This is a genomic window from Mesorhizobium sp. WSM4832 (genome assembly GCF_055811115.1).
The window spans coordinates 319,177-339,579 of record NZ_JBVVQH010000003.1 but is presented as its reverse complement, the minus strand read 5'-3'; the positions used below and the strand labels follow the sequence as shown (position 1 = coordinate 339,579).

At 62.7% G+C, this 20,403-nt stretch carries 18 protein-coding genes and 1 tRNA gene; 5 read left to right on the top strand and 14 right to left on the bottom strand.

Features of this window, described 5'->3' with window-relative positions; translation table 11 throughout:
- Window positions 1–39 precede the first annotated feature (39 nt).
- The 7 genes from AC0L2L_RS06875 to AC0L2L_RS06845 all read right to left on the bottom strand — a co-directional run bounded on the left by AC0L2L_RS06875 (window position 40) and on the right by AC0L2L_RS06845 (window position 7,655).
- Window positions 40–861, bottom strand: coding sequence for an MBL fold metallo-hydrolase (locus AC0L2L_RS06875; protein WP_473577059.1), 822 nt, complete (start codon window positions 859–861; stop codon window positions 40–42).
- Window positions 862–864: 3 nt separating this feature from the next.
- On the bottom strand, window positions 865–1,659 hold the full coding sequence (locus AC0L2L_RS06870; protein ID WP_473577057.1) for a TatD family hydrolase: 795 nt from the start codon (window positions 1,657–1,659) through the stop codon (window positions 865–867).
- The gene (metG, locus tag AC0L2L_RS06865; RefSeq protein ID WP_473577056.1) at window positions 1,659–3,203 is read right to left on the bottom strand and encodes a methionine--tRNA ligase; all 1,545 of its coding nucleotides are present in this window, start codon (window positions 3,201–3,203) and stop codon (window positions 1,659–1,661) included. Before metG ends, AC0L2L_RS06870 begins: the two co-directional genes overlap by 1 nt.
- An 81-nt stretch (window positions 3,204–3,284) precedes the next feature.
- Window positions 3,285–4,340 carry a DNA polymerase III subunit delta' gene (locus AC0L2L_RS06860; protein ID WP_473577054.1) on the bottom strand — a complete coding sequence of 352 codons (1,056 nt, stop codon included), beginning with the start codon at window positions 4,338–4,340 and terminating at the stop codon, window positions 3,285–3,287.
- Window positions 4,337–5,011 (bottom strand): dTMP kinase, encoded by a 675-nt coding sequence (gene tmk / locus AC0L2L_RS06855; protein ID WP_473577052.1) that lies wholly within the window; start codon window positions 5,009–5,011, stop codon window positions 4,337–4,339. Before tmk ends, AC0L2L_RS06860 begins: the two co-directional genes overlap by 4 nt.
- A gap of 72 nt (window positions 5,012–5,083) precedes the next feature.
- A complete protein-coding gene (locus tag AC0L2L_RS06850) occupies window positions 5,084–6,262 on the bottom strand; it encodes a D-alanyl-D-alanine carboxypeptidase family protein (protein ID WP_473577050.1) in 1,179 nt (392 codons plus the stop codon).
- Window positions 6,263–6,392: 130 nt separating this feature from the next.
- Entirely contained in the window at window positions 6,393–7,655 is a 1,263-nt protein-coding gene (locus tag AC0L2L_RS06845) for a septal ring lytic transglycosylase RlpA family protein (protein WP_473577049.1), read from the bottom strand.
- 625 nt (window positions 7,656–8,280) lie between these two features.
- On the opposite strand from AC0L2L_RS06845, the gene AC0L2L_RS06840 reads away from it, so the two are divergent.
- The 5 genes from AC0L2L_RS06840 (at window position 8,281) to rimO (ending at window position 12,734) form a co-directional block, all read left to right on the top strand.
- Window positions 8,281–8,368 (top strand) — tRNA-Ser (locus tag AC0L2L_RS06840).
- A gap of 959 nt (window positions 8,369–9,327) precedes the next feature.
- Window positions 9,328–9,678 (top strand): hypothetical protein, encoded by a 351-nt coding sequence (locus AC0L2L_RS06835; RefSeq protein ID WP_473577048.1) that lies wholly within the window; start codon window positions 9,328–9,330, stop codon window positions 9,676–9,678.
- 194 nt (window positions 9,679–9,872) lie between these two features.
- Window positions 9,873–10,280 carry a DUF930 domain-containing protein gene (locus AC0L2L_RS06830; RefSeq protein ID WP_473577047.1) on the top strand — a complete coding sequence of 136 codons (408 nt, stop codon included), beginning with the start codon at window positions 9,873–9,875 and terminating at the stop codon, window positions 10,278–10,280.
- Between the two features lie 269 nt (window positions 10,281–10,549).
- The gene (locus tag AC0L2L_RS06825; protein ID WP_473577046.1) at window positions 10,550–11,236 is read left to right on the top strand and encodes a TerC family protein; all 687 of its coding nucleotides are present in this window, start codon (window positions 10,550–10,552) and stop codon (window positions 11,234–11,236) included.
- A gap of 184 nt (window positions 11,237–11,420) precedes the next feature.
- Window positions 11,421–12,734, top strand: a complete 1,314-nt coding sequence (gene rimO, locus AC0L2L_RS06820) for a 30S ribosomal protein S12 methylthiotransferase RimO (protein ID WP_473577044.1) — start codon at window positions 11,421–11,423, stop codon at window positions 12,732–12,734.
- A gap of 82 nt (window positions 12,735–12,816) precedes the next feature.
- Here the strand turns inward: rimO and AC0L2L_RS06815 are convergent, their stop codons facing one another.
- The 7 genes from AC0L2L_RS06815 to AC0L2L_RS06785 all read right to left on the bottom strand — a co-directional run bounded on the left by AC0L2L_RS06815 (window position 12,817) and on the right by AC0L2L_RS06785 (window position 20,382).
- The gene (locus AC0L2L_RS06815; protein ID WP_473577042.1) at window positions 12,817–13,884 is read right to left on the bottom strand and encodes a BMP family ABC transporter substrate-binding protein; all 1,068 of its coding nucleotides are present in this window, start codon (window positions 13,882–13,884) and stop codon (window positions 12,817–12,819) included.
- A gap of 51 nt (window positions 13,885–13,935) precedes the next feature.
- The gene (locus tag AC0L2L_RS06810; RefSeq protein WP_473577040.1) at window positions 13,936–14,856 is read right to left on the bottom strand and encodes an ABC transporter permease; all 921 of its coding nucleotides are present in this window, start codon (window positions 14,854–14,856) and stop codon (window positions 13,936–13,938) included.
- The gene (locus tag AC0L2L_RS06805; protein ID WP_473577039.1) at window positions 14,856–15,986 is read right to left on the bottom strand and encodes an ABC transporter permease; all 1,131 of its coding nucleotides are present in this window, start codon (window positions 15,984–15,986) and stop codon (window positions 14,856–14,858) included. Before AC0L2L_RS06805 ends, AC0L2L_RS06810 begins: the two co-directional genes overlap by 1 nt.
- Window positions 15,983–17,560: an ABC transporter ATP-binding protein gene (locus tag AC0L2L_RS06800; protein WP_473577038.1), complete on the bottom strand. Its 1,578-nt coding sequence runs from the start codon at window positions 17,558–17,560 to the stop codon at window positions 15,983–15,985. The genes AC0L2L_RS06805 and AC0L2L_RS06800 overlap by 4 nt, the downstream gene beginning before the upstream one ends.
- Window positions 17,561–17,824: 264 nt before the next feature.
- The gene (locus AC0L2L_RS06795) at window positions 17,825–18,802 is read right to left on the bottom strand and encodes a quinone oxidoreductase family protein (RefSeq protein ID WP_473577036.1); all 978 of its coding nucleotides are present in this window, start codon (window positions 18,800–18,802) and stop codon (window positions 17,825–17,827) included.
- 138 nt (window positions 18,803–18,940) lie between these two features.
- Window positions 18,941–19,708, bottom strand: a complete 768-nt coding sequence (gene pcsA, locus AC0L2L_RS06790) for a phosphatidylcholine synthase (RefSeq protein WP_473577114.1) — start codon at window positions 19,706–19,708, stop codon at window positions 18,941–18,943.
- A gap of 59 nt (window positions 19,709–19,767) precedes the next feature.
- The gene (locus AC0L2L_RS06785) at window positions 19,768–20,382 is read right to left on the bottom strand and encodes a DUF1326 domain-containing protein (RefSeq protein ID WP_473577034.1); all 615 of its coding nucleotides are present in this window, start codon (window positions 20,380–20,382) and stop codon (window positions 19,768–19,770) included.
- Between the last annotated feature and the right edge of the window lie 21 nt (window positions 20,383–20,403).

Genomic DNA, 20,403 nt, shown 5'->3' with positions numbered 1-20,403 from the left:
GGTGGACGATAAACTGCACCGTCAACTGAGCAATCGTCGCTATCGCTCTGACTCGTAAGGAATTTCAATTGCCATGCCGTCATGGGCCGGCACCACGTGCTCCGGCGTCTCGGCCATCACCACGGCATAGTCCAGCGGCACATGCATATGCGTCAGCACGGCCTTCTTCGGAGCCAGTTTCTCGATCCAGCCCAGGGCCTGGCCGAGCGACAGATGGCTAGGATGGGTGTTGTACTGCAGCGCGTCGATCACCAGCATTTCGAGGCCGCGCAGACGCTCGACGGTAGCATCCGGGAAGCCGCTGATATCCGGACAATAGGCAAGCCCGCCAATGCGGAAGCCCAGCGAGATGATGTCGCCATGGAATTGCGGCAGCGGCTCGAGGGTGAGGGCGCCCCCCTCGCCTTCGATCACCACCGGCTTGGCGTGATGGATGATGTGCGCATCGACGATCGGCGGATACGAACTGCCGGGCGGCGTCTCGAAGCAATAGCCGAACGCCTGGCGCAGCCGCAGCATGGTCGGCTCGTCGGCATGGATGTCGATCCTGTGCCGCTGGTCGTGCACGTAGCCGCGCAAATCGTCGATGCCGTGGATGTGGTCGGCATGCGGATGGGTGTAGACGACGGCGTCGATACGCCTGACCGAAGCCATCAGCATCTGCTGGCGGAAATCCGGCCCGGTGTCGACGACGACCGTGGTGCGCGCGCCGTTGGCGGCAATCCGCTCGACCAGGGCTGCCGTGCGCATGCGCCGGTTCTTCGGATTGCCGGGATCGCAATTGCCCCAGTCGCCGGTGATGCGCGGCGCGCCGGGCGATGAGCCGCAGCCAAGAACGGTGAAGCGCAGCCGGTCGCCCATGCCTCAGCTTGCCGCCATGTCCGGACGCGGCATCTTGGTGAACAGCCGAAAGAAGTTCCCGGTGGTGATATCGGCGATCTCAGCTTCGCTGACGCCGATCGTCTCGGCGAGCATCTTCGCCGTGTTCGCCACATAGGCCGGTTCGTTGCGTTTTCCCCGGTGCGGGATCGGCGCGAGGTAGGGCGCGTCGGTCTCGACCAGCAGCCGGTCGCGCGGCACGTCGGCGGCGATGGCGCGCAGCTCGGCGGAATTCTTGAAGGTCAGGATGCCGGAAAAGGAGACATAGCCTCCCAGCGCCACACCGACTTCGGCCAGTCTGCGTCCGGACGAAAAACAGTGCAGGATGAAGGGGAAGGCGCCCTTCCCTGTTTCGTCCTCGAGGATTGACGCCATGTCGTCGTCGGCATCGCGCGCATGGATGACCAGCGGCAGGCGGGTCCGGCGCGCGGCGGCAATGTGGGTGCGGAAGCTTTCAGCCTGCGCATCGCGCGGCGCATGGTCGTAGAAATAGTCGAGCCCGGCTTCCCCGATCGCCACCACCTTTGGATGACCGGAAAGCCGCACCAGCTCGTCGGCGGTGACGTCGAGCTCTTCCGCGGCATTGTGCGGATGGGTCCCGACCGAGCAATATACCTCGTCGAAAGTTTCAGCGATTTGAAGGATTTGCTCAAAACGCTTCACCCGCGTCGAAATGGTCACCATGCGGCCGATCCCTGCAGCGAGGGCGCGGGCGACGACAGCCGCCCGCTCCTCGGCGAAGTCCGGAAAGTCTAGATGGCAATGGCTGTCGACCAGCATCAGGCGTCCTGCTCGACATAACGCGGGAACACGCCCTCGGGCGCCGGCAGCGCAGTGCCCGGCACCAGCGCGTGATCGGCATGGACGTGCTCGAAAGCGCGCTTGTCCGCCGGCACGGCCAACAGGTCGAGCAGCTTGGCGGCCGACCCGGGAATGAAGGGCTGGCAAAGCACGGTTACCCGACGCACGACCTCGGCTGTCGTCCACAGCACGGTTTCCATGCGCTCCGGATTGGTCTTGCGCAGCGCCCACGGTTCCTGGGACGCGAAATAGCGGTCGGCTTCCGCCACCACGCCGAAGATCGCCGCCAGCGCCAGGTGGATCCCCTGCTCCGCCATCGCCCTGCGGGAGATGGCAAGCGCCTCGACGGCCTGGTCCAGGATCGCCGTGTCGGCTTCGGTAAGGTCGCCGCGCTTCGGCACCTTGCCGCCGCAGTTCTTGGCGATCATCGACAGCGAGCGCTGCGCCAGATTGCCGAGGCCGTTGGCGAGGTCGGCATTGGTGCGGTTGACGATCGCTTCATGGCTGTAGTTGCCGTCCTGGCCGAACGGCACCTCGCGCAGGAAGAAATAGCGCACCTGGTCGACGCCGTAATGCTCCACCATGGTAAACGGGTCGATGACGTTGCCGACCGACTTCGACATTTTCTCGCCGCGGTTGAACAGAAAACCGTGGCCGAAGACGCGCTTCGGCAACGCAATCCCCGCCGACATCAGGAAGGCCGGCCAGTAGATGGCGTGGAAACGCACGATGTCCTTGCCGATGATGTGCGCATCGGCCGGCCAGAAGCGCCATTTCTCATCTTTTTCATCGGGATAGCCGACGCCGGTGATGTAATTGGTCAAGGCGTCGACCCACACATACATCACGTGTTTCTCGTCGCCCGGCACCGGCACGCCCCAGTCGAAAGTGGTGCGCGAAACCGACAGGTCCTTCAGCCCCGATTTAACGAACCTCATCACTTCGTTGCGGCGCTCGGCCGGACCGATGAAATCGGGCTGGCCTTCGTAGAGCGCAATCAGCCTGTCCTGATAGGCCGATAGCCGGAAGAAATAGCTTTCCTCCTCGACCCATTCGACAGGCGTTCCCTGCGGCCCATAGCGCACATTGTCGGCGCGGACCTCGGTCTCTTCCTCGCCGTAATAGGCCTCGTCGCGCACCGAATACCAGCCGGCATAGCCGCCCTTGTAGATGTCGCCATTGGCGGCCATCGCCTTCCAGATCGCCTGCGAGGACGCGTAATGCCGCTCCTCGGTGGTGCGGATGAAATCGTCGTTGGAAGTGTTGAGCGCGGCGGCCATGCGCCTGAACTGGGCCGAGTTGCGGTCGGCGAGCTCGCGCGCCGTAATGCCTTCCTTGCGCGCCGTCTGCAGCATCTTGATGCCGTGCTCGTCGGTGCCGGTCAGGAAGAACACCTGCTTGCCGTCGAGTCGCTGGAAGCGGGCAAGCGCGTCGGTGGCGATCAGCTCATAGGCATGGCCTATATGCGGCTTGCCGTTCGGATACGAAATCGCTGTCGTGATGTAGAATGTGTCGCGTGACATGAATGAACCGTCATGAATGTCTGAATGAGTTGCGGCGGTGGATATCCTATCGGCATGGCGATTGCCATCCCGCAGGGGCCGTCACATTCGCATCACAGAATTCAGGCGGTCGATCATGGTCAGGGCGTGCTGCTTCTTGTCGAGATTGTAGGTTTCGGCCTCAGATATCGTGTTTAGCGCCTCGTGCCAAGCCTCCGACAGGGTTTTGGCCCTGGCGATGTCGCCGGCCAGCGCTGCTTCGCAGGCGGCGGCCGAAAGCAGGTCGAGCGCGCGACGGTTGAAGATATCGAACTGGATCGCCTGGTCGCGTCCCGCCACGGCCTCGGCAAGGCGGTGGGCGCCGGCAATGTCCGGTTTCCTGGCCGCCACCAGCGTGTCGAGCGCGCCGGCGATCTCCAGCCCGCCATATTGGGTGAGCAGGATCGCGTTGCGGGCGCTGCCCCCTGCCCGCTCGGCAAGCGCTGCGCGCGCGGCCGGATCGTCCGGCGGCGGCGGCTCGACATTTTCCAGCACCGCCATCAACTCGTCGGCGGCCAAAGGCGCCAGCCGCACCATCTGGCAGCGAGAGCGGATCGTCGGCAAGAGGCTGCCCGGCGCGTGCACGATCAGGATGAACAGGGTGCGCGCCGGCGGCTCTTCGAGATTCTTGAGCAAGGCATTGGCGGCATTGGTGTTCATGTCGTCGGCCGGATCGACGATGACGACGCGGTAGCTGCCGTCATGCGAGGTCATCGACAGGAAGCGGCTGACCTTGCGGATCTCGTCGACGGTCAGCACCGTCTTGAAGCTCTTGGTCTTGTCGTTGGCCGGACGGGTGAGGTGCAGCACCGAAGGATGCGCGCCTGTGGCAATCTGGCGAGACAGCGAGGAAGCCGGATCGGGAACGGCGAGCTTATCGGGCGCCATCTTGAAATCCGGATTCTTCAGAAGATGGTGCGCCAGATGGAACGCAAGCGTCGCCTTGCCGATGCCGTGCGGCCCTGCAAAAATCAACGCATGCGGCAGCTTGCCTGAGCGATAGGCCGCGGCGAGCATGTTTGCCGTCTGGGCATGACCGATGAGCCGCGGCGTTTCGGAGGGCTCCGGCACGCCGTCCAGCGTGTCGTGCTGTTCTGGGGCGATGCGTTCGAAGATCATGCCGGCGCCGTCTGTTTCCTCGGCGCCGGCATCCGCTCTTCCAGCGCCGTGAAGACGGCGGCGGTGACGACATTCTCCACCGTATCGGGATCGGCGGAAGCGTCGATGACGATGCACCGTTCCGGTTCCGCCTCGGCAATGGCAAGGAAAGCCTCGCGCCGGCGCCGGTGGATGTCCAAGGTCTCCTTCTCGAAACGGTCGGCGGCATCACCGGCGCCGCGCCGCGCGGCGGCCCGCTTCAGGCCTTCAACGGGATCGATGTCGAAGATCAGCGTGATGTCCGGCATCATGCCGTTGATGGCCACCGCTTCCAGCGCCTTCATGAAATCGGCATCGAGACCGCCGGTGACGCCCTGGTAGACACGCGAGGAATCGATGAAACGGTCGCACAGCACGATCGAGCCGTGCTCTACCGCCGGCCGGATAACCTGCTCGACATGGTCCGAGCGCGCGGCGGCGAACAGGATCGCCTCCATCTTCGGGCCGAACGGCTCGGCCGCGCCGGACAGAAGCACATGCCTTACGGCCTCGGCGCCGGGCGACCCACCTGGCTCACGGGTGACCAGGACCTCGTATTTCTTGGCGCGCATGCGCCGCGCCAGCCGCTCGATCTGCGTCGACTTGCCTGCTCCTTCGCCGCCTTCGAAGGTGATGAAAAATCCGCTCGCCAATCGAGACTGCCTCTGCCCGTGCTGGCCGCTGTCATAGCTCCCGTCCGACAAAAGGTCCACGAACTTGCCCGATCACAAATGTTTCTGGCGCAGCCAGCCGACAGCGAGTTCCTTGACTGCGTCGAGCGCACGCTGCGGCAGCGTGCCCACTTTCACCGACTCGGCGGCATAAAGCGGGGTCTTCTGGCTGAGCGTGTCGCCTATCCAAACGCGCAGTTCCCCGACTGGTTGCCCCTCCTCGACCGGTGCCGCCACCGGACCCTGATAGACGATCCTGGCGGTCAGCTTGTCGCGATTGGCTATCGGCAGGAATATGTCCACCGGACCTTTTGCTTTCAAGGCCAGGCCGGACTTGGCGCCGCCGAAGACCTGCGCCTCGCCGACCACCTCGTCCTTGGCGAAGATCTCGGTCTTCTGGAACGAGCGCGAGCCCCAGTCGAGCAGCTTGCGCGCCTCCTCGGAGCGTTCGCGGTCGTTCGCCAGGCCGGCGAGCGCGGCGATCACGCGCGTGCCGTTGTGGCTGACGGTGCCGACCAGGCCGAAGCCCGCCTGCTCGCTGGCGCCGGCGACGAAACCGTCGGCTTCGATGCCCATCGCGATCAGCGGATTGCGATTCCTTTGCGCGATCTTGTTCCAGGTGAAGTCCGGCTGGCCGTAATAGTGGAAGAACTCGGGATAGTCGCGCCACAGATGCAGCGCCAGCATGGTCAGCTCCCGCACCGTCGTCTGCTGGCCGCCGGCCGGCAGGCCGGTCGAATTGACGAAGGTCGATTTCTGAAGGCCGAGCTGGCGGGCGCGATCCGTCATCTGCGCGGCGAAATTCGCCTCCGAGCCCGCCATGCCCTCGGCAAGCACGATACAGCCGTCATTGGCGGCCTGCACGGTGACGCCCTGGATCAGATCCTCGACGCGGACCGCGGATTTGAGCTTGGCGAACATGGTCGAGGTCCCGGACGGCGCACCGCCGGTGCGCCAGGCGTTCTCGCTGACGACAAAAGTGTCGTCGAGCGTCATGCGCTTCGACTTGATGGCGTTGAAGACCATTTCCATCGTCATCAGCTTGGCCATCGATGCCGGCGGGATCGGCTTGTCGGGGTCCTTGGCGAAGAGCACGGTGCCGGTATCGGCATCGATCATGAACGCCTGCGTCGCCTTGGTCTCGAAAAGCTGCGCGCTCGCCGGAACGGCGCAAAACAGTATCAGCGCCAATCCCAGAAGGCTGGCGAAAGGCGGGAAAATGCGCAATTGCATGAAATCTCGACCCAATCTGAGCAACACCGGAAAGTGCCGAGCGGCTTTCCGCCCCGGAGTTGCGCATGACTACCCCGCGGCTAAGCTATCAGGGTTTTTTCGGCCGGATCAACGGGCAGCGCGAATTTGATCAGTTACGCACAGCCAGCGCGTCCGGCGCGCCATGCGACCAGGCCGCCTGGAGCAGGTCGTCGATGCTGCCATGGCCGTCCGGATAGACATTGACCGCGTACCAGTCGTTGCCGTCGAGCTCGGTGCGCTGGATCTCGGTCCGGCCGAACGGCTCGAGCGCCGCGGCCACGCGCTTTGCCTCGGTTGCTTGTTCGAAGGAACCGGCAGCGACGTAGTCGGATCCGGGTGCCTGTTCCTGGCGGTTGGATTTCTTCCACGACTGCAGGATATCGGCCGGCGACATGCCGCCGGTATCGAGCGCGGCAAAGACATCGGCGCGCCGCACCCGTTCATCGGCATAGGACAGCGAAGCCATTGCGAACGGCGAGTTCGGCGGCAGGCCGACGTCCGGCCGTTCCGGCACGATCGGTCCGAAATCAGGCAGCACGACATCGCTGGCGCCCTGCACCGAGAATGCCGCCGGTTGCACGGTCGGCTGATCCGACAGGCCCGGCTGTGCGGCAAAGGCTTGCCCCGAATCGGTCAACTGGCCGGGAAACGGCACGGCAGCCGACGCCGCGCCGACCGGTATGCTCGGCGACGGGCCGTTCATGGCCACCATCACGCCGGTCGGCAGGCCGTCCGACGGATCCGGCCGGTTGTTGCCGGGGTGGTAGGAGGCCACCAGATACTGGTCGTCATCGCCGTCGAGCGGCGCGCGGCCGACATATTCGACTTTGACCTTGGCCGTGCCGACCTTGTCATAGTCGAGCATCTGCGCGGCGCGTTCGGAGACGTCGATGATGCGGCCTTCATGGTAGGGACCGCGGTCGTTGACGCGCACGATCACCGAGCTGCCGGTCTCCAGGTTGGTGACGCGGGCATAGCTCGGCAGAGGCATCGTCGGATGCGCCGCCGTCAGATGCGTCATGTCGTAGACTTCGCCATTGGCGGTCAGACGGCCGTGGAAGGCATCGCCATACCAGGAAGCCAGGCCGACCTTGGCGTAGTTCCTGTCTTCCTTGGGGTAATACCACCTGCCGCGCACCTGGTAGGGCTTGCCGAGCTGGTCGCGGCCGCCGCCACGCCGCATGAAGTCAACGCGCGGGCTCGCCTTCACGCCATATTCGGTTTCGGCGAAATATTCCTTGGAGCGGGCCTTCTTGTGGACCATGCCCTTCGGCTCGGGCTGCGAAGCGCAAGCAGCCAAAAGCAGGCCCGAAAGGGCGCACAAGGCGAAGGCAGAAGCGCGACGAAGACGCGGGCGCGCCGAAGTCTTCATGTTTTCGATTGTCCCCTACCGTGCCGCCGCCTGACGGAGCCAAGCGTCCGTCAAATGCCGACAACACCTTGATCCCCAATCCCTTTTGCACAGGAATTGCTTATCACGATGTTAATCGATTATGGCCGCAACAGGGCGAGATTATGGCGAGAGGCGCCGAAGCTGGGAGGTGCCCACACGAAGTTGGCATTAGCGGCTGGTTTCGACACCATGCGCCGCGAGCCATCGAGGCTCCGTGAGAGGCTCAAGCCTCCAGCTTGTTATTGCGGCACCAGCACCGGCGATGCGGTGGCCACAACGTGCGAAAGCTTCTGGCGCTTCGTCAAAACCGGCTTCTCGTAGATTTTCTTCATAATTTCCCCCTTTGGAACATTGGCAAGTCAAGATTGGCAGGGTCTCGGCGACATTGTCAATGCATCGGACCGGCTTTCTGCCGCTGTCCCGGCTGTCGCAAACAATGATTGAGCCATTCCTTGCGATTGACAGATCTTTGCGCATCGCACTAGAGCATGGGCGCTCTCGATCCTGTCGGCACGGCCTTTGGGCAAACGGGACGGAGCGCCTCGTGAAGGATCACGATGGAGGGATGGCCGAGCGGTTTAAGGCACCGGTCTTGAAAGCTTACGGAAGGGTGGCAGAGTGGTCGATTGCAGCGGTCTTGAAAACCGCCGATGTGCAAGCATCCGTGGGTTCGAATCCCACCCCTTCCGCCAATAAATACAGCCACTTAACCACAGTTCATATATAGGCATTTCTAAATTTGCGGCTAGCGAAGATCAATCTCCTCCACGTGCGCTCTGCGGCGCCGTTGGCCGGTCAGACCGGGTCGCCGGCTTGAAAAGCCACGATAATCTCGTATAGGCCATGAATGAGTGCTTGCTGTAGCCGGCCCAAGGGGAAGCGCGGCGTTCGGGTGATAGAACTTGGTCGGCGTGTAGATTAGCTGTTTCTAAAATGCTATCTTTGATGCGAGGGGCTTCCATGAGGCTTTCGCAAAATCATATAGCATGGATGTGGCTTGCCCTGGGCGGTCATGCGGACGCCCATGATTGGTATACCGGCAGGACCGATCCCGTTCTTCATTATAACTGCTGCGGCAACAAAGATTGTCATCCAATCAACGCTAGCGACGTAAGGGAGACGAAAGACGGCTATTACGTCAGATCGCCTCGCCCCGCCTACATGAATGAGCCACAAGAACCGGAGTGGTTTATCCCGAGAGAGCGCGCCCAGGAGGCGGCCGATGATCGGTATCATATTTGCGAGCGTCTTATGACGTTCTATCGAACGATCACCCCCCATATGAATTTCGAGACCTATCAGAGATATAGGTGGACGTGTTTCTTCGCACCGATGGGTACCGGTTCAATCGCGCGAAGTCGTTAGACGCATTTAAACAAGGGAAGGGTATAAGGCCGGGTACTTTTGTCGAACCCAAAGAAAAATGTGATGTGAAAGCAACAGTTTGGCCACATCTATTCCGCGGCCACTCCCTCCGCATATGCCCTCTATTTAGCGTACGATATCGCCGCCGACTTCCCATTCTTCCGGGTAGCATGGCGAACCGCCGTCATGGTCTTGCGCGGAAGCCGGACTTTTATCTGCTGCAGTGACATCGACCGAAAGGGAGTCTAGGCTAGTAAGCCGTTCCGCCAGCCTGAGCGCGCGTCGCATGCCTCGCTTTCTCGCCGTCTATACCATGAAGCCCGAAGATCTTGCCCGCTTTCGAAACCTGCCCAAATCCGAGCAGGACGCGATCGACGCCATCGGGTTTGAGCAGTGGGCGGATTGGGAGGCCAAGAACGCCGCGTCGTTCCCCGATCGCGGGGGGATGGTCGGCAAGGCGAAGCGGGTGACCAAGGATGGCATCGCCGACGCCGTGAACGCCTTTTGCGGCTACATTGTCGTCGAGGCCGAGACGATAGAGGCTGCAGCTCGCCTCTTCGAGAACCACCCCCATTTCTCGGTCTTTCCAGGAGACGGCATGGACGTCATGCCCTTCCTCACTGAGCCTGCGTCCTAGCGTCTCCGCGTTTCACGGAAACGCGGGACCGCTCGGAGCCGCCCGCATCGCCGCCACCGCCAATCGACTGAGCCAAGATGCGAAGGCGCCGACACCATTGGCGGCTGTGTTCGGTTGGAACTCATATGGCGCCCACGCGGCACTCGCGGTCAACGATCGGTGAAGCAGCGTTTATTTGATTTCTCGGACAAAACATGCTGCTTCTCGCGCCCATGAAAAAACTCAGCCTGATGGTTCTGGCGTCGCTGGTGCTGGTTTGGCCGGCCAAGGCGATGGACAACGCATTGCGCGCCGGCCTGTTGAAACTCGACCCGCAGACTCGCCTTGAGCAGCGGTGTGATGCCGAAGTGCTCGACCGCATCAGTCACGACGATCGCAACTACAAGGCCGACCGCGTCGTGGCCTACGCCTTCGCCACGCCGCAGATGAGCGCCGACGCCATAAAGAGCTCCGGCGCCGCCTTCCGCAGCAAGGGCCAATGGTACCGGCTGAAGTTCAAGTGCGAGACCGGGCCGGACCACATGCAGGTGCTGCAGTTCCGCTACAAGATCGGCGACGAGATCCCGGAATCCGACTGGGCCAGATATAATCTCTACGACTAATGCATGTCGCCCAGAAGTGTGCAGCGGTTCTGAGACAACGACATCATCAAAACAAGGACGTAAAGCGCGTCGCCTGAATCCGTTTCAGCGCGACGCGCTTTAGGTTTTCGGCCTTGCCCCTTGCCGGCAACCACCCGAAATCCTTGGGGCTTGTGCCGGCAGTGTTGTTTTCCGGCGATGTCCAAGCCTGCGTCTTGACGCCGGTGGACCATGCCTTTAGGCCCGTCGGGTAAAGGGCTACGCTCATTTCAGGCAAGGGTTTCTAGTCGATGGAAATATTCACTGCCGCAGGCCTTTCAGCTCTCCTCCAGGTCGTCGCAATCGATCTCGCCCTCGCCGGTGACAACGCGATTGTGATCGGCCTCGCGGCAGCCGGCCTTCCCGCGGATCAGCGCAAGCGCGCCATCCTTGTCGGCATCGCGGCGGCCACCATCCTGCGCATCGGCTTTGCCCTGATCACGCAATGGCTGCTGAGCATCGGCCCGATGCTGCTCATCGCCGGCGGACTGCTGCTTCTGTGGGTGTGCTGGAAGATGTGGCGCGAGCTGCGCGTCAGCCATGAGGATGAGCGCGACGCGACAGAGGCGCTGTCGAACGGCGACTACGATAAGGATGGCAAAATCGCCGGCAAAGCGCGGCGCAAGACCTTCTCTCAGGCGGCCTGGCAGATCGTGATTGCCGACGTCTCGATGTCGCTCGACAATGTGCTCGCCGTCGCGGGTGCCGCCATGAACCATCCGACGGTGCTGGTCATCGGACTGGCTTTGTCGATCGCGTTGATGGGCTTTGCCGCGTCCTTCGTCGCGCGCCTGCTGCACAAATACCGCTGGATCGCCTATGTCGGCCTCGCGATCATCCTCTACGTCGCCGTGAACATGCTTCTGGGAGGCGCCGTGCAGCAGTTTCCCGACCATTTTGCTTTCCTGGCGCCCTGGTTCGGTTCGGGCGGCCACTAGCGTTCTTTCAGGGCGAACGGCTGCCGCATCGCCTCTGCCCTGGCCGACAGGCAGGTTTGCTTCTCTGCCGAAGCATGCTATTGCGCCGCGCGAAACGGCTCAAAGCCGTACCGCAGATCGATCTTCAGAGTCTTAGCGTCTCAATCCTCGATCTCGCTCTCAAATTTTCTTGGAAAACAAGTCTATGTCCGCCCCACGCGTCAGCTTCGTCAGTCTTGGATGCCCGAAAGCGCTCGTCGATTCCGAGCGCATCATCACGCGGCTGCGCGCCGAGGGCTACGAGATCGCGCGCAAGCATGACGGCGCCGACCTTGTCGTGGTCAACACCTGCGGCTTCCTCGATTCCGCGCGTGACGAGTCGCTCAACGCCATCGGCTCGGCCCTTTCGGAGAACGGCCGCGTCATCGTCACCGGCTGCCTCGGCGCCGAGCCGGAGGTCATCCGCGAAAAGCATCCCAATGTGCTGGCGATCACCGGCCCGCAGGCCTATGAGAGCGTGATGGCGGCGGTGCATGAGGCGGCTCCGCCGAGCCATGATCCCTATATCGACCTGCTGCCGCCGCAAGGCGTGAAGCTGACGCCGCGCCACTACGCCTATCTGAAGATCTCCGAGGGCTGCAACAACCGCTGCACCTTCTGCATCATCCCGGCGCTGCGCGGCGATCTCGTGTCGCGGCCGGCGGCGGATGTGCTGCGCGAAGCCGAAAAGCTCGCCAAGGCAGGGGTCAAGGAGATCCTCGTCATCTCGCAGGACACCAGCGCCTACGGCATCGACATCAAGTACCAGACGTCGATGTTCGGCGATCGCGAGGTGCGGGCGAAATTCCTCGACCTCGCCGAGGAGCTCGGCAAGCTCGGCATCTGGATACGCATGCATTATGTGTACCCCTACCCGCATGTCGCCGACGTCATTCCGCTGATGGCCGAAGGCAAGATCCTTCCCTATCTCGACATCCCGTTCCAGCATGCCTCGCCGCAGGTGCTGAAGAACATGCGCCGTCCCGCCCATGGCGAAAAGACGCTGGAGCGCATCCGCGGCTGGCGAGACGTCTGCCCCGATCTTGCCATCCGCTCGACCTTCATCGTCGGCTTCCCCGGCGAGACGGACGGCGATTTCCAGATGCTGCTCGACTGGTTGGACGAGGCGAAAATCGACCGCGCCGGCTGCTTCAAATACGAGCCGGTCAAGGGCGCGCGTTCCAACGATCTCGGGCTCGAGCAGGTGCCGCAGGAAGTCAAGGAAGCGCGCTGGCACCGTTTCATGCAGCGCCAGCAGAAGATTTCTGCTGCGCAGTTGGGCAAAAAAGTCGGCAAACGCTTGCCGGTGCTGATCGACGAGGCGCATGGCACATCGGCCAAGGGCCGGACCAAATATGATGCGCCCGAGATCGACGGCTCGGTGCACATCCAGTCGCGGCGGCCGCTGCGCGCCGGCGAGATCGTGACGGTCAAGATAGACCGCGCCGACGCTTACGATCTCTACGGATCGGCGGTCTGAGCGTTCTCGCGAAGAAAAGCACCGCGAATAAAAAGGGCGCCGCGCGGCGCCCTTTTTGCGTTTTGGTTTCGCGACTTGTCGCTTACTGCGGCAGCTTGTCGTCGATGCCTTTGACGTAGAAATTCATGCCGAGCAGCGTGCCGTCGTCGGCGACCTCGCCGTCCTTCAGCCAAGGCGAGCCGTCCTGCTTGGACACCGGGCCGGTGAAGGGGTTCCAGCCACCGGCGATCTTCTTCTCGGTGGCTTCGGCCATCGCCTTCACGTCGTCGGGCATGTTGGTGAAGGGCGCCAGCTTGACGGCGCCGTCCTTGATGCCAAGCCAGACATTGTCCGGCTTCCAGGTGCCGTCGAGAGCGGCCTGGACGCGGCTGATGTAATACGGGCCCCACTCGTCGGTCAGCGAGGTCAGCTGCGCGTTCGGCGCGAACTTGATCATGTCGGACGACTGGCCGAAGCCATGCAGCTTGCGCTCCTCGGCGACCTGCAGCGCGGCGGTCGAGTCGGTGTGCTGGACGATGATGTCGGCGCCCTGGTCGAACAGCGCCTTGGCCGCGTCGGCTTCCTTGCCCGGATCGAACCAGGAGTTCACCCATACGATCTTCACCTTGAAGTCGGGATTGACCGACTGCGCACCGAGGATGAAGGAGTTGATGCCCATCACCACTTCCGGGATCGGGAAGGAGACGATGTAGCCGGCGAGGCCCTTCTTCGATTCCTTGGCCGCGATCTGGCCGAGCACATAGCGGCCTTCATAGAAACGGGCGTTGTAGATGCCGAGATTGTCGCCGGTCTTGTAGCCGGTGGCATGCTCGAACATCACCTTGGGAAACTTCTTGGCGACCTTCACTTCGGCATCCATGAAGCCGAACGAGGTGCCGAAGATGATCTTGCACTTTTCGCGCGCCAGGCGCTCGAAGGCGCGGTCGGCGTCGGGGCCTTCCGAGACGTTCTCGAGATAAGCGGTCTCGACCTTGTCGCCGAGCGCCTTCTCGACCTCGAGGCGGCCCTGGTCGTGCTGGTAGGAATAGCCGAAGTCGCCGATCGGACCGGTATAGACCCAGCAGGCCTTCAGCTTGTCGGCGGCCTCGGCGGTTGCCGCCAGCGACAGGGCCGCGGCTGTTGTCATCAACGCAATAAGCAGTTTTTTCATTGTGTTACCTCTCTGAGTTAAGCCTTGGAGCTTCCCGTCTTTTTGTTGTCGTCAACGATCCGGAACGAATGGCTGCCCCAACGAAGCCGGCGTGTTCATCATCGTCAGCCGCTTGTTGCGCGAGATTAGAACGAGAACCACGATGGTTGCCAGATAGGGCAGCGAAGAAAGAAACTGCGAAGGCACGGGAATGCCAAAAGCCTGTGCATGAAGCTGGCCGATCCACACTGCGCCGAAGATGTAGGCGCCCGCCAGCACCCGCCACGGGCGCCACGAAGCGAACACCACCAGCGCCAGCGCGATCCAGCCGCGGCCCGCGCTCATATTCTCCACCCATTGCGGCGTGTAGACCAGCGACAGGTGCCCGCCGGCAAGGCCGGCGCAGGCGCCGCCGAAGATCACGGAGAGATAGCGGTAGCGGATGACCTTGATGCCGAGCGCGTGCGCGGACGTGTGGCTGTCGCCGATCGAGCGAAGCGTGAGCCCTGTGCGCGTCTTGAACAGGAACCACATGACCGCCGCGGTCAGCGCGATCGAGATGTAGAAGACCGGATCCTGGCCGAAGATGAGCCTGCCGATCACGGGAATGTCCGTGAGGACCGGAATATAGAGATTCGGCAGTCTCTCGCCGGGTTGGCCGACGAAGCTCGTTCCCATCATGCCGGACAGACCAAGCCCAAGCAGCGTCAGCGACAGGCCGGTCGCCACCTGGTTGGTCGCAAGCGACAGCGTCATGACGGCGAACAGCAGCGAGAACAGCGCGCCGACGATGATCGCCGCAAGCAGGCCGATCCAGGGCGATCCGGTGAGGTAGCCGGCGCCGAAGCCGCCGACGGCGCCCATGATCATCATGCCCTCGACGCCCAGATTGAGCACGCCGGAGCGCTCGACCACCAGTTCGCCGATCGCCGCGATCAGAAGCGGCGTCGCGGCGGTCGCGATGGTCAAAAGGATGTTGACGGTGATGTCCATCAGCGGGCCTCCTCGAGCTTCGGCGCTGCTTCGAGTTTCGCCGCGTCAGTCGGCTTCGTCAGCGCCATGCCGATCAGGCGGATGCGGTATTGGATGAGCGTGTCGCAGCCGAGCACGAAGAACAAAAGCATGCCCTGGAAGACGCGCGCCACCTTGTCGGAGATGCCGAGCGCGCTCTGCACCGCCTCGCCGCCGAGATAGGTCAGCGCCAGCACCAGCCCCGCGGCCACGATCCCCAGCGGGTTGAGCCTGCCGAGGAAGGCGACGATGATGGCGGTGAAGCCATAGCCGGGCGAGATCACCGGCTGCAGCTGGCCGATGGCGCCGGAGACTTCCGAGATGCCCGCCAGGCCAGCCAGCGCCCCGGACAGAAGGAAGGTGAAGAACACCATCCGATTGAAGCCGAAGCCGGCAAAGCGCCCTGCCCTTGGGCTGGAACCCATCACACGCACCTCAAACCCTTTCAGCATGCGGCCCATCATCAGCCAGACCAGCACGGCGGCAACCAGGGCGAAGACGAAACCCCAGTTGGCGCGGCCGGCATCGGGCATCAGTTCCGGCAGCACGGCCGAATCGCCGAACTGGATGGTCTGCGGGAAGCCGTGGCTTTGCGGGTCGCGCCACGGGCCGCGCACCATCCAGTCGAGGAAGAGCTGCGCGACATAGACCAGCATTAGGCTGGTCAGGATTTCATTGGTGCCGAAGCGCGTCTTGAGCAGCGCCGGGATAGACGCATAGAGAGCCCCGCCGACCATGCCGAACAGGAGCATCAGCGGCAGCACCAGCGGGCCTTCGAACCCGGGAAACAGCACCGGGATGATCGAGCCGAAGATAGCGCCGAAAATGAACTGGCCTTCGGCACCGATGTTCCAGATGTTGGCCCTGTAGCAGACCGACAGGCCGACCGCGATCAGGATCAGCGGCGCCGCCTTGATCGCCAGCTCGTGCAGCTGCCAGACCTGGCTGATCGGCTCGACGAAATAGATCTCGAAGGCATTGAGCGGATTGACGCCGAGCAAGGCGAACATGATGGCGCCGGCAATGATCGTCAGCGCGAAGGCGATGAAGGGTGACAGCACCGAGAACAGCACCGAGCGCTGCGGACGTTTGACCAGTTCGATGCGCATCATGCCACCTCCAGGCTGTGTTCGGCGTGGCCGGGCTCGGCGCCGCCCATCAACAGGCCGATCTTCTCGAAAGTCGCCTCGGCGATCGGCAGCGGCGTCGACAGTTCTCCGTTGTGCATGACGGCGATCGCGTCCGACAGTTCGAACAATTCGTCGAGGTCCTGGCTGATGACCAAAACCGCGGAGCCGCTGCGGGCAAGCTCGATCAACGCCTGGCGGATGTGTGCGGCCGCACCGGCGTCGACGCCCCAGGTCGGCTGGTTGACGATCATGACGCTCGGCTTGCGGTCGAGCTCGCGGCCGACGATGAATTTCTGCAGATTGCCGCCCGATAGCGCGGCCGCCTCAGGATCCGACGCGCTCTTGCGCACATCCATGGCGGTGATGATGCGCTGGGCGGCGCTGTAGACGGCGCCGTTCTTGACCATGCCGCCCGAGCCGACGAAAGCGTTGCCGTCGGTGGCGTGGCGGGAAAGCAGCAGGTTCTCCGAAAGCTTCATGCGCGGCGCAGCGCCATGGCCGAGGCGCTCTTCCGGCACGAAGGCGGCTCCCATCAGCCGGCGGCTGGTGATCGACAGGCCTCCGGCGTCCTTGCCGCGAATGCGCACGGAACCGGCATCCTGCTGCAGCACTTCGCCGGAGACGGATTCGAAGAACTCGCCCTGGCCGTTGCCGGCGACGCCGGCGATGCCGATCACCTCGCCGGCGCGAACGGTGAGGTTGATGTTCTTGAGCGGGATGGCGAAGGGCGTTGCCGGCTTGCGGGTAAGGCCGCGGATCTCCAGCAGTGCCGGTGCGGTCTCGATGCCTTCCGCCGGCGCGCGCACGACCGCCTTCACCTCGCTGCCGACCATCATGCGGGCCAGCGATGCGGCGGTCTCCTGGCGCGGATTGCAGTGGCCGACAACCTTGCCGTGGCGCAGCACCGTGGCGCGGTCGCAGATGCGTTTGACCTCTTCCAGACGGTGCGAAATGTAGAGGATCGATTTGCCTTCCGCGCGCAGCCTTTCCAGCGTTTCGAACAGCTTGTCGGCTTCCTGCGGCGTCAGCACCGAGGTCGGCTCGTCGAGGATGATCAGTTGCGGGGTCTGCAACAGGCAGCGGATGATCTCGATGCGCTGGCGTTCGCCGACGGAGAGGTCGCCGACCAGAGAATCCGGATCGAGCGGCAGGCCGTAGCTGAAGGAAAGCGCCCTCGCCTTCGCGGCAATCGTGCTGATCGGCGAACCGTCATTGAGCGAAAGCGCGATGTTCTCTGCCGCCGTCAGCGCCTCGAACAGCGAGAAATGCTGAAACACCATCCCGATGCCAAGCTTCTTGGCGACGCCCGGGCTGGTGATCGTGACCGGTTTGCCGTCCCAGAAGATCTCGCCCGAGTTCGGCTCGAGCGATCCGAACAGCATCTTGACCAGCGTCGATTTACCGGCGCCGTTCTCGCCGAGCAGCGCATGGATTTCGCCTTTTGCGATATTGAGATCGATGTGATCGCACGCCGTCAGCGTGCCAAAAATCTTGGTAAGACCACGAACCTCGAGCAGGTTCGCCCTGTCATGATTTGCACTCACGGTGCCTCCCATCCAGTTGCCCGGACATGTTCTGTGTTCCCGAAAGCATGGTATGCGCGGCCGGCTCCCATCGGAAAGCAGCACCCAACTTGAAAGAGCTTCAAGAATTTCAGCGGAAACTCAAGGGCTAAGATAAGCCTGTTGAGAATGCTGGCAAATCCGGGGCGGTTTTCAGGCAAGCCGTGCCTCCGGGCACGGCAAGTCGCTGAAAAACAAGGCAGCCGGCCAGGGCATGATGCCGAAACCTGTAAAGCGGTTTTCGGGCAACATCATACCCTACGGAATGAGGATGGTCGTTCCCGTCGTCTTGCGGGCTTCGAGATCCGCTTGCGCCTTGCCCGCGTCCTTCAGCGCATAGCGCTGGTTGATCTTGATCTCGACGGCGCCGCTCTCGACCACGTCGAAAAGAGCTTCAGCCGACTTCATCAGATCCTCGCGCCTTGCGTTGTAGACGAAGAGCGTCGGCCGGGTCGTGTAGAGCGAGCCCTTTTGTGCCAGCAGCGACATCGAGAAAGGCGGGATCGGCCCTGATGACTGGCCGAAGCTGACGAACATGCCGAGCGGCCGCAAGCAGTCGAGCGATGCCGGAAAGGTGTCGGCGCCGACGGAATCGTAGACGACATCGCATTTTTTCCCGCCGGTAAGCGCCGCAACGCCAGCGACGAAATCCTGCTCCTTGTAGTTGATGACGTGATCGAAGCCATGCGCCCTGGCGAGTTCGACCTTGTCGGCGGAACTCGCGGTGCCGATCACGGTCGCACCGAGATGCTTTGCCCATTGGCCGAGGATCAGCCCGACGCCGCCGGCGGCGGCGTGGTAGAGGATCGTGTCGCCGGCCTTCACCGGGAAGGTACGGCGCAAGAGATATTCGGCCGTCATGCCCTTCAGCATCATCGCCGCCGCCTGCTCGTCGCTGATGCCGTCCGGCACTTTGACCACACGGTCGGCAGCGATCACCCGTTGCTCGCAATAGGCGCCGACATTGACGGCATAGGCGATGCGGTCGCCGGGCTTCAGCCAGTCGACGCCAGTGCCGAGCGCAAGGACGACGCCCGCCGCCTCGCCGCCTGGGATCAGCGGAAAACCGCCGGGTGGCGGATAAAGCCCCGAACGGTGGTAGACGTCGATGAAATTGAGGCCGATCGCGGTGTGCCGGATCAGGATCTGGCCTTCTCCGGGACGGCCGGGATCGGCGTCCTCGTAAGTCAGGACCTCAGGGCCGCCATGGGCGTGAATGCGGATTGCCTTGGACATCGCTCAACTCTCTGAAGGGTACGGACAGGATCCGGAGCATGATCCCGAAAAGGCAGGACCGATTTTCGGAAAGATCATGGCTCCGGTAGACAGCTAGGTCAGGATGACGATGCAATCAAAAATTATCCTGATCCAGGGTCAGGACTTCTTGGCGCCCAGATTGGGAAACATCTGCATGACTCCCCCGATGCTGGCGAGATAGAGGCCGGTGATCGTGATGCCGATCTTGGTGAAGTCGCTGACCTGCTCGCCGAGCACGCCGATCTTGTCATAGAAGGCGGCAAGCGCCGCCTGCGCCAGCGCCAGCGCGCCGAAGGCGCACCACAAGAGCGTCATGCCGAGATTGAGCGGCCTCAACCTCACGACACGCACCGGATGAATGAAATTGATCGGCAGGAAGGTCAAAATGCCGGCAACAACCACCACGGCGAAAGACACCCATTGCCCCGGCTCGATGACAAAGAGCGTGAACACCACCATGTTCCAGACGACCGGGAATCCCTTGAAGAAGTTCTCCTTCGTCTTCATGCCGGTATCTGCATAATAGATCGCGCTCGACACCACGATGATGGCAGCCGACAGGAACGACAGCCTCTCGCCCATGAAGCCGCGCTGATAGAGCGCGAAGGCCGGGATAAGGACGTAAGTGACGTAGTCGATGATGTTGTCGAGCAACTCGCCCGACCATGTCGGCAGGATCTCCTTGACCTCGAGCTTTCTCGCGATCGGGCCGTCGATGCCGTCGACGAAGAGCGCCAGTCCGAGCCACCAGAACATCGAAGTCCAGCGTTCTTCGCTTGCCGCCACCAGCGACAGGAAGGCGAGGAACGAACCGGACGCAGTCAGCAGATGCACCGAGAACGCGCGCGCCTGCGGCCATGTCACTTTCTTCTTCGGTCGCGGAATCCGCTCTGCGATTTTCTTGGCCGCTTTCCTGGCCGTCTTCCCGGGCGTTGTGTTCTTGCTCACGGTCCGCGCCAGTCCAGCTTGCAGATTTCGGCCGAGCGGCCAGCGAAATTCCAGTTGCGGCCGAAGGCGCGCATCTTGCTCTTGTCGGACTTCGCCACGATGATTTCTGGCGCGATCCAATATTCGGAATTGGTGATCACCGTGTCCTTTTCCCGGTCCTTGCCGGGGATTGGCGTCACCGCGCCGTCGATGATCCGCGGTATCTGGAAGACGCGTGTCTTGTCACGCGTCTCGTAGGTGATCGGCACCTGCTCGACGCCGAGGAATTTTCCGACGAGGATCGACAGCAGCGAGGTGGTGCCACCGGCCTTGCCGGTGAAGATTTTGGTCAGCGCCTTCGCCGCATAGACCGAGGCGCGCTTGTCGATGAACAGGCCGGCCGTCCAGTTGCCGCGGCTCATATAGCCCGGGATTTCCATGATCAGGCCGAGATTGAGGCCTGAAAGGTCGACCTCGCCGAAATGGCCGGCATCGATGCGGAAGCCCGCCCAGGTCTGGCAGTAGCCCTCCGTCGGCGGATGGCTGCCGAGCGATAGCACGCAGGGACAGAAAACCGTGCAATTGCAGGAGAGTACCAGATCTCCTTTCATTGCCCAGCTTTGGTCGGTCATCGAATTCTCCCCCTTACGCCG

Coding starts and splice junctions, on each gene's coding strand:
- AC0L2L_RS06870 (WP_473577057.1), bottom strand. CDS start 1,659: ATGCTGGTCGACAGCCATTGCCATCTAGACTTTCCGGACTTCGCCGAG.
- AC0L2L_RS06860 (WP_473577054.1), bottom strand. CDS start 4,340: ATGATCTTCGAACGCATCGCCCCAGAACAGCACGACACGCTGGACGGC.
- AC0L2L_RS06785 (WP_473577034.1), bottom strand. CDS start 20,382: ATGACCGACCAAAGCTGGGCAATGAAAGGAGATCTGGTACTCTCCTGC.
- AC0L2L_RS06795 (WP_473577036.1), bottom strand. CDS start 18,802: ATGTCCAAGGCAATCCGCATTCACGCCCATGGCGGCCCTGAGGTCCTG.
- AC0L2L_RS06815 (WP_473577042.1), bottom strand. CDS start 13,884: ATGAAAAAACTGCTTATTGCGTTGATGACAACAGCCGCGGCCCTGTCG.
- AC0L2L_RS06825 (WP_473577046.1), top strand. CDS start 10,550: ATGGAAATATTCACTGCCGCAGGCCTTTCAGCTCTCCTCCAGGTCGTC.
- AC0L2L_RS06875 (WP_473577059.1), bottom strand. CDS start 861: ATGGGCGACCGGCTGCGCTTCACCGTTCTTGGCTGCGGCTCATCGCCC.
- AC0L2L_RS06805 (WP_473577039.1), bottom strand. CDS start 15,986: ATGATGCGCATCGAACTGGTCAAACGTCCGCAGCGCTCGGTGCTGTTC.
- AC0L2L_RS06810 (WP_473577040.1), bottom strand. CDS start 14,856: ATGGACATCACCGTCAACATCCTTTTGACCATCGCGACCGCCGCGACG.
- AC0L2L_RS06830 (WP_473577047.1), top strand. CDS start 9,873: ATGCTGCTTCTCGCGCCCATGAAAAAACTCAGCCTGATGGTTCTGGCG.
- rimO (WP_473577044.1), top strand. CDS start 11,421: ATGTCCGCCCCACGCGTCAGCTTCGTCAGTCTTGGATGCCCGAAAGCG.
- metG (WP_473577056.1), bottom strand. CDS start 3,203: ATGTCACGCGACACATTCTACATCACGACAGCGATTTCGTATCCGAAC.
- AC0L2L_RS06850 (WP_473577050.1), bottom strand. CDS start 6,262: ATGCAATTGCGCATTTTCCCGCCTTTCGCCAGCCTTCTGGGATTGGCG.
- AC0L2L_RS06835 (WP_473577048.1), top strand. CDS start 9,328: ATGCCTCGCTTTCTCGCCGTCTATACCATGAAGCCCGAAGATCTTGCC.
- AC0L2L_RS06845 (WP_473577049.1), bottom strand. CDS start 7,655: ATGAAGACTTCGGCGCGCCCGCGTCTTCGTCGCGCTTCTGCCTTCGCC.
- AC0L2L_RS06800 (WP_473577038.1), bottom strand. CDS start 17,560: ATGGGAGGCACCGTGAGTGCAAATCATGACAGGGCGAACCTGCTCGAG.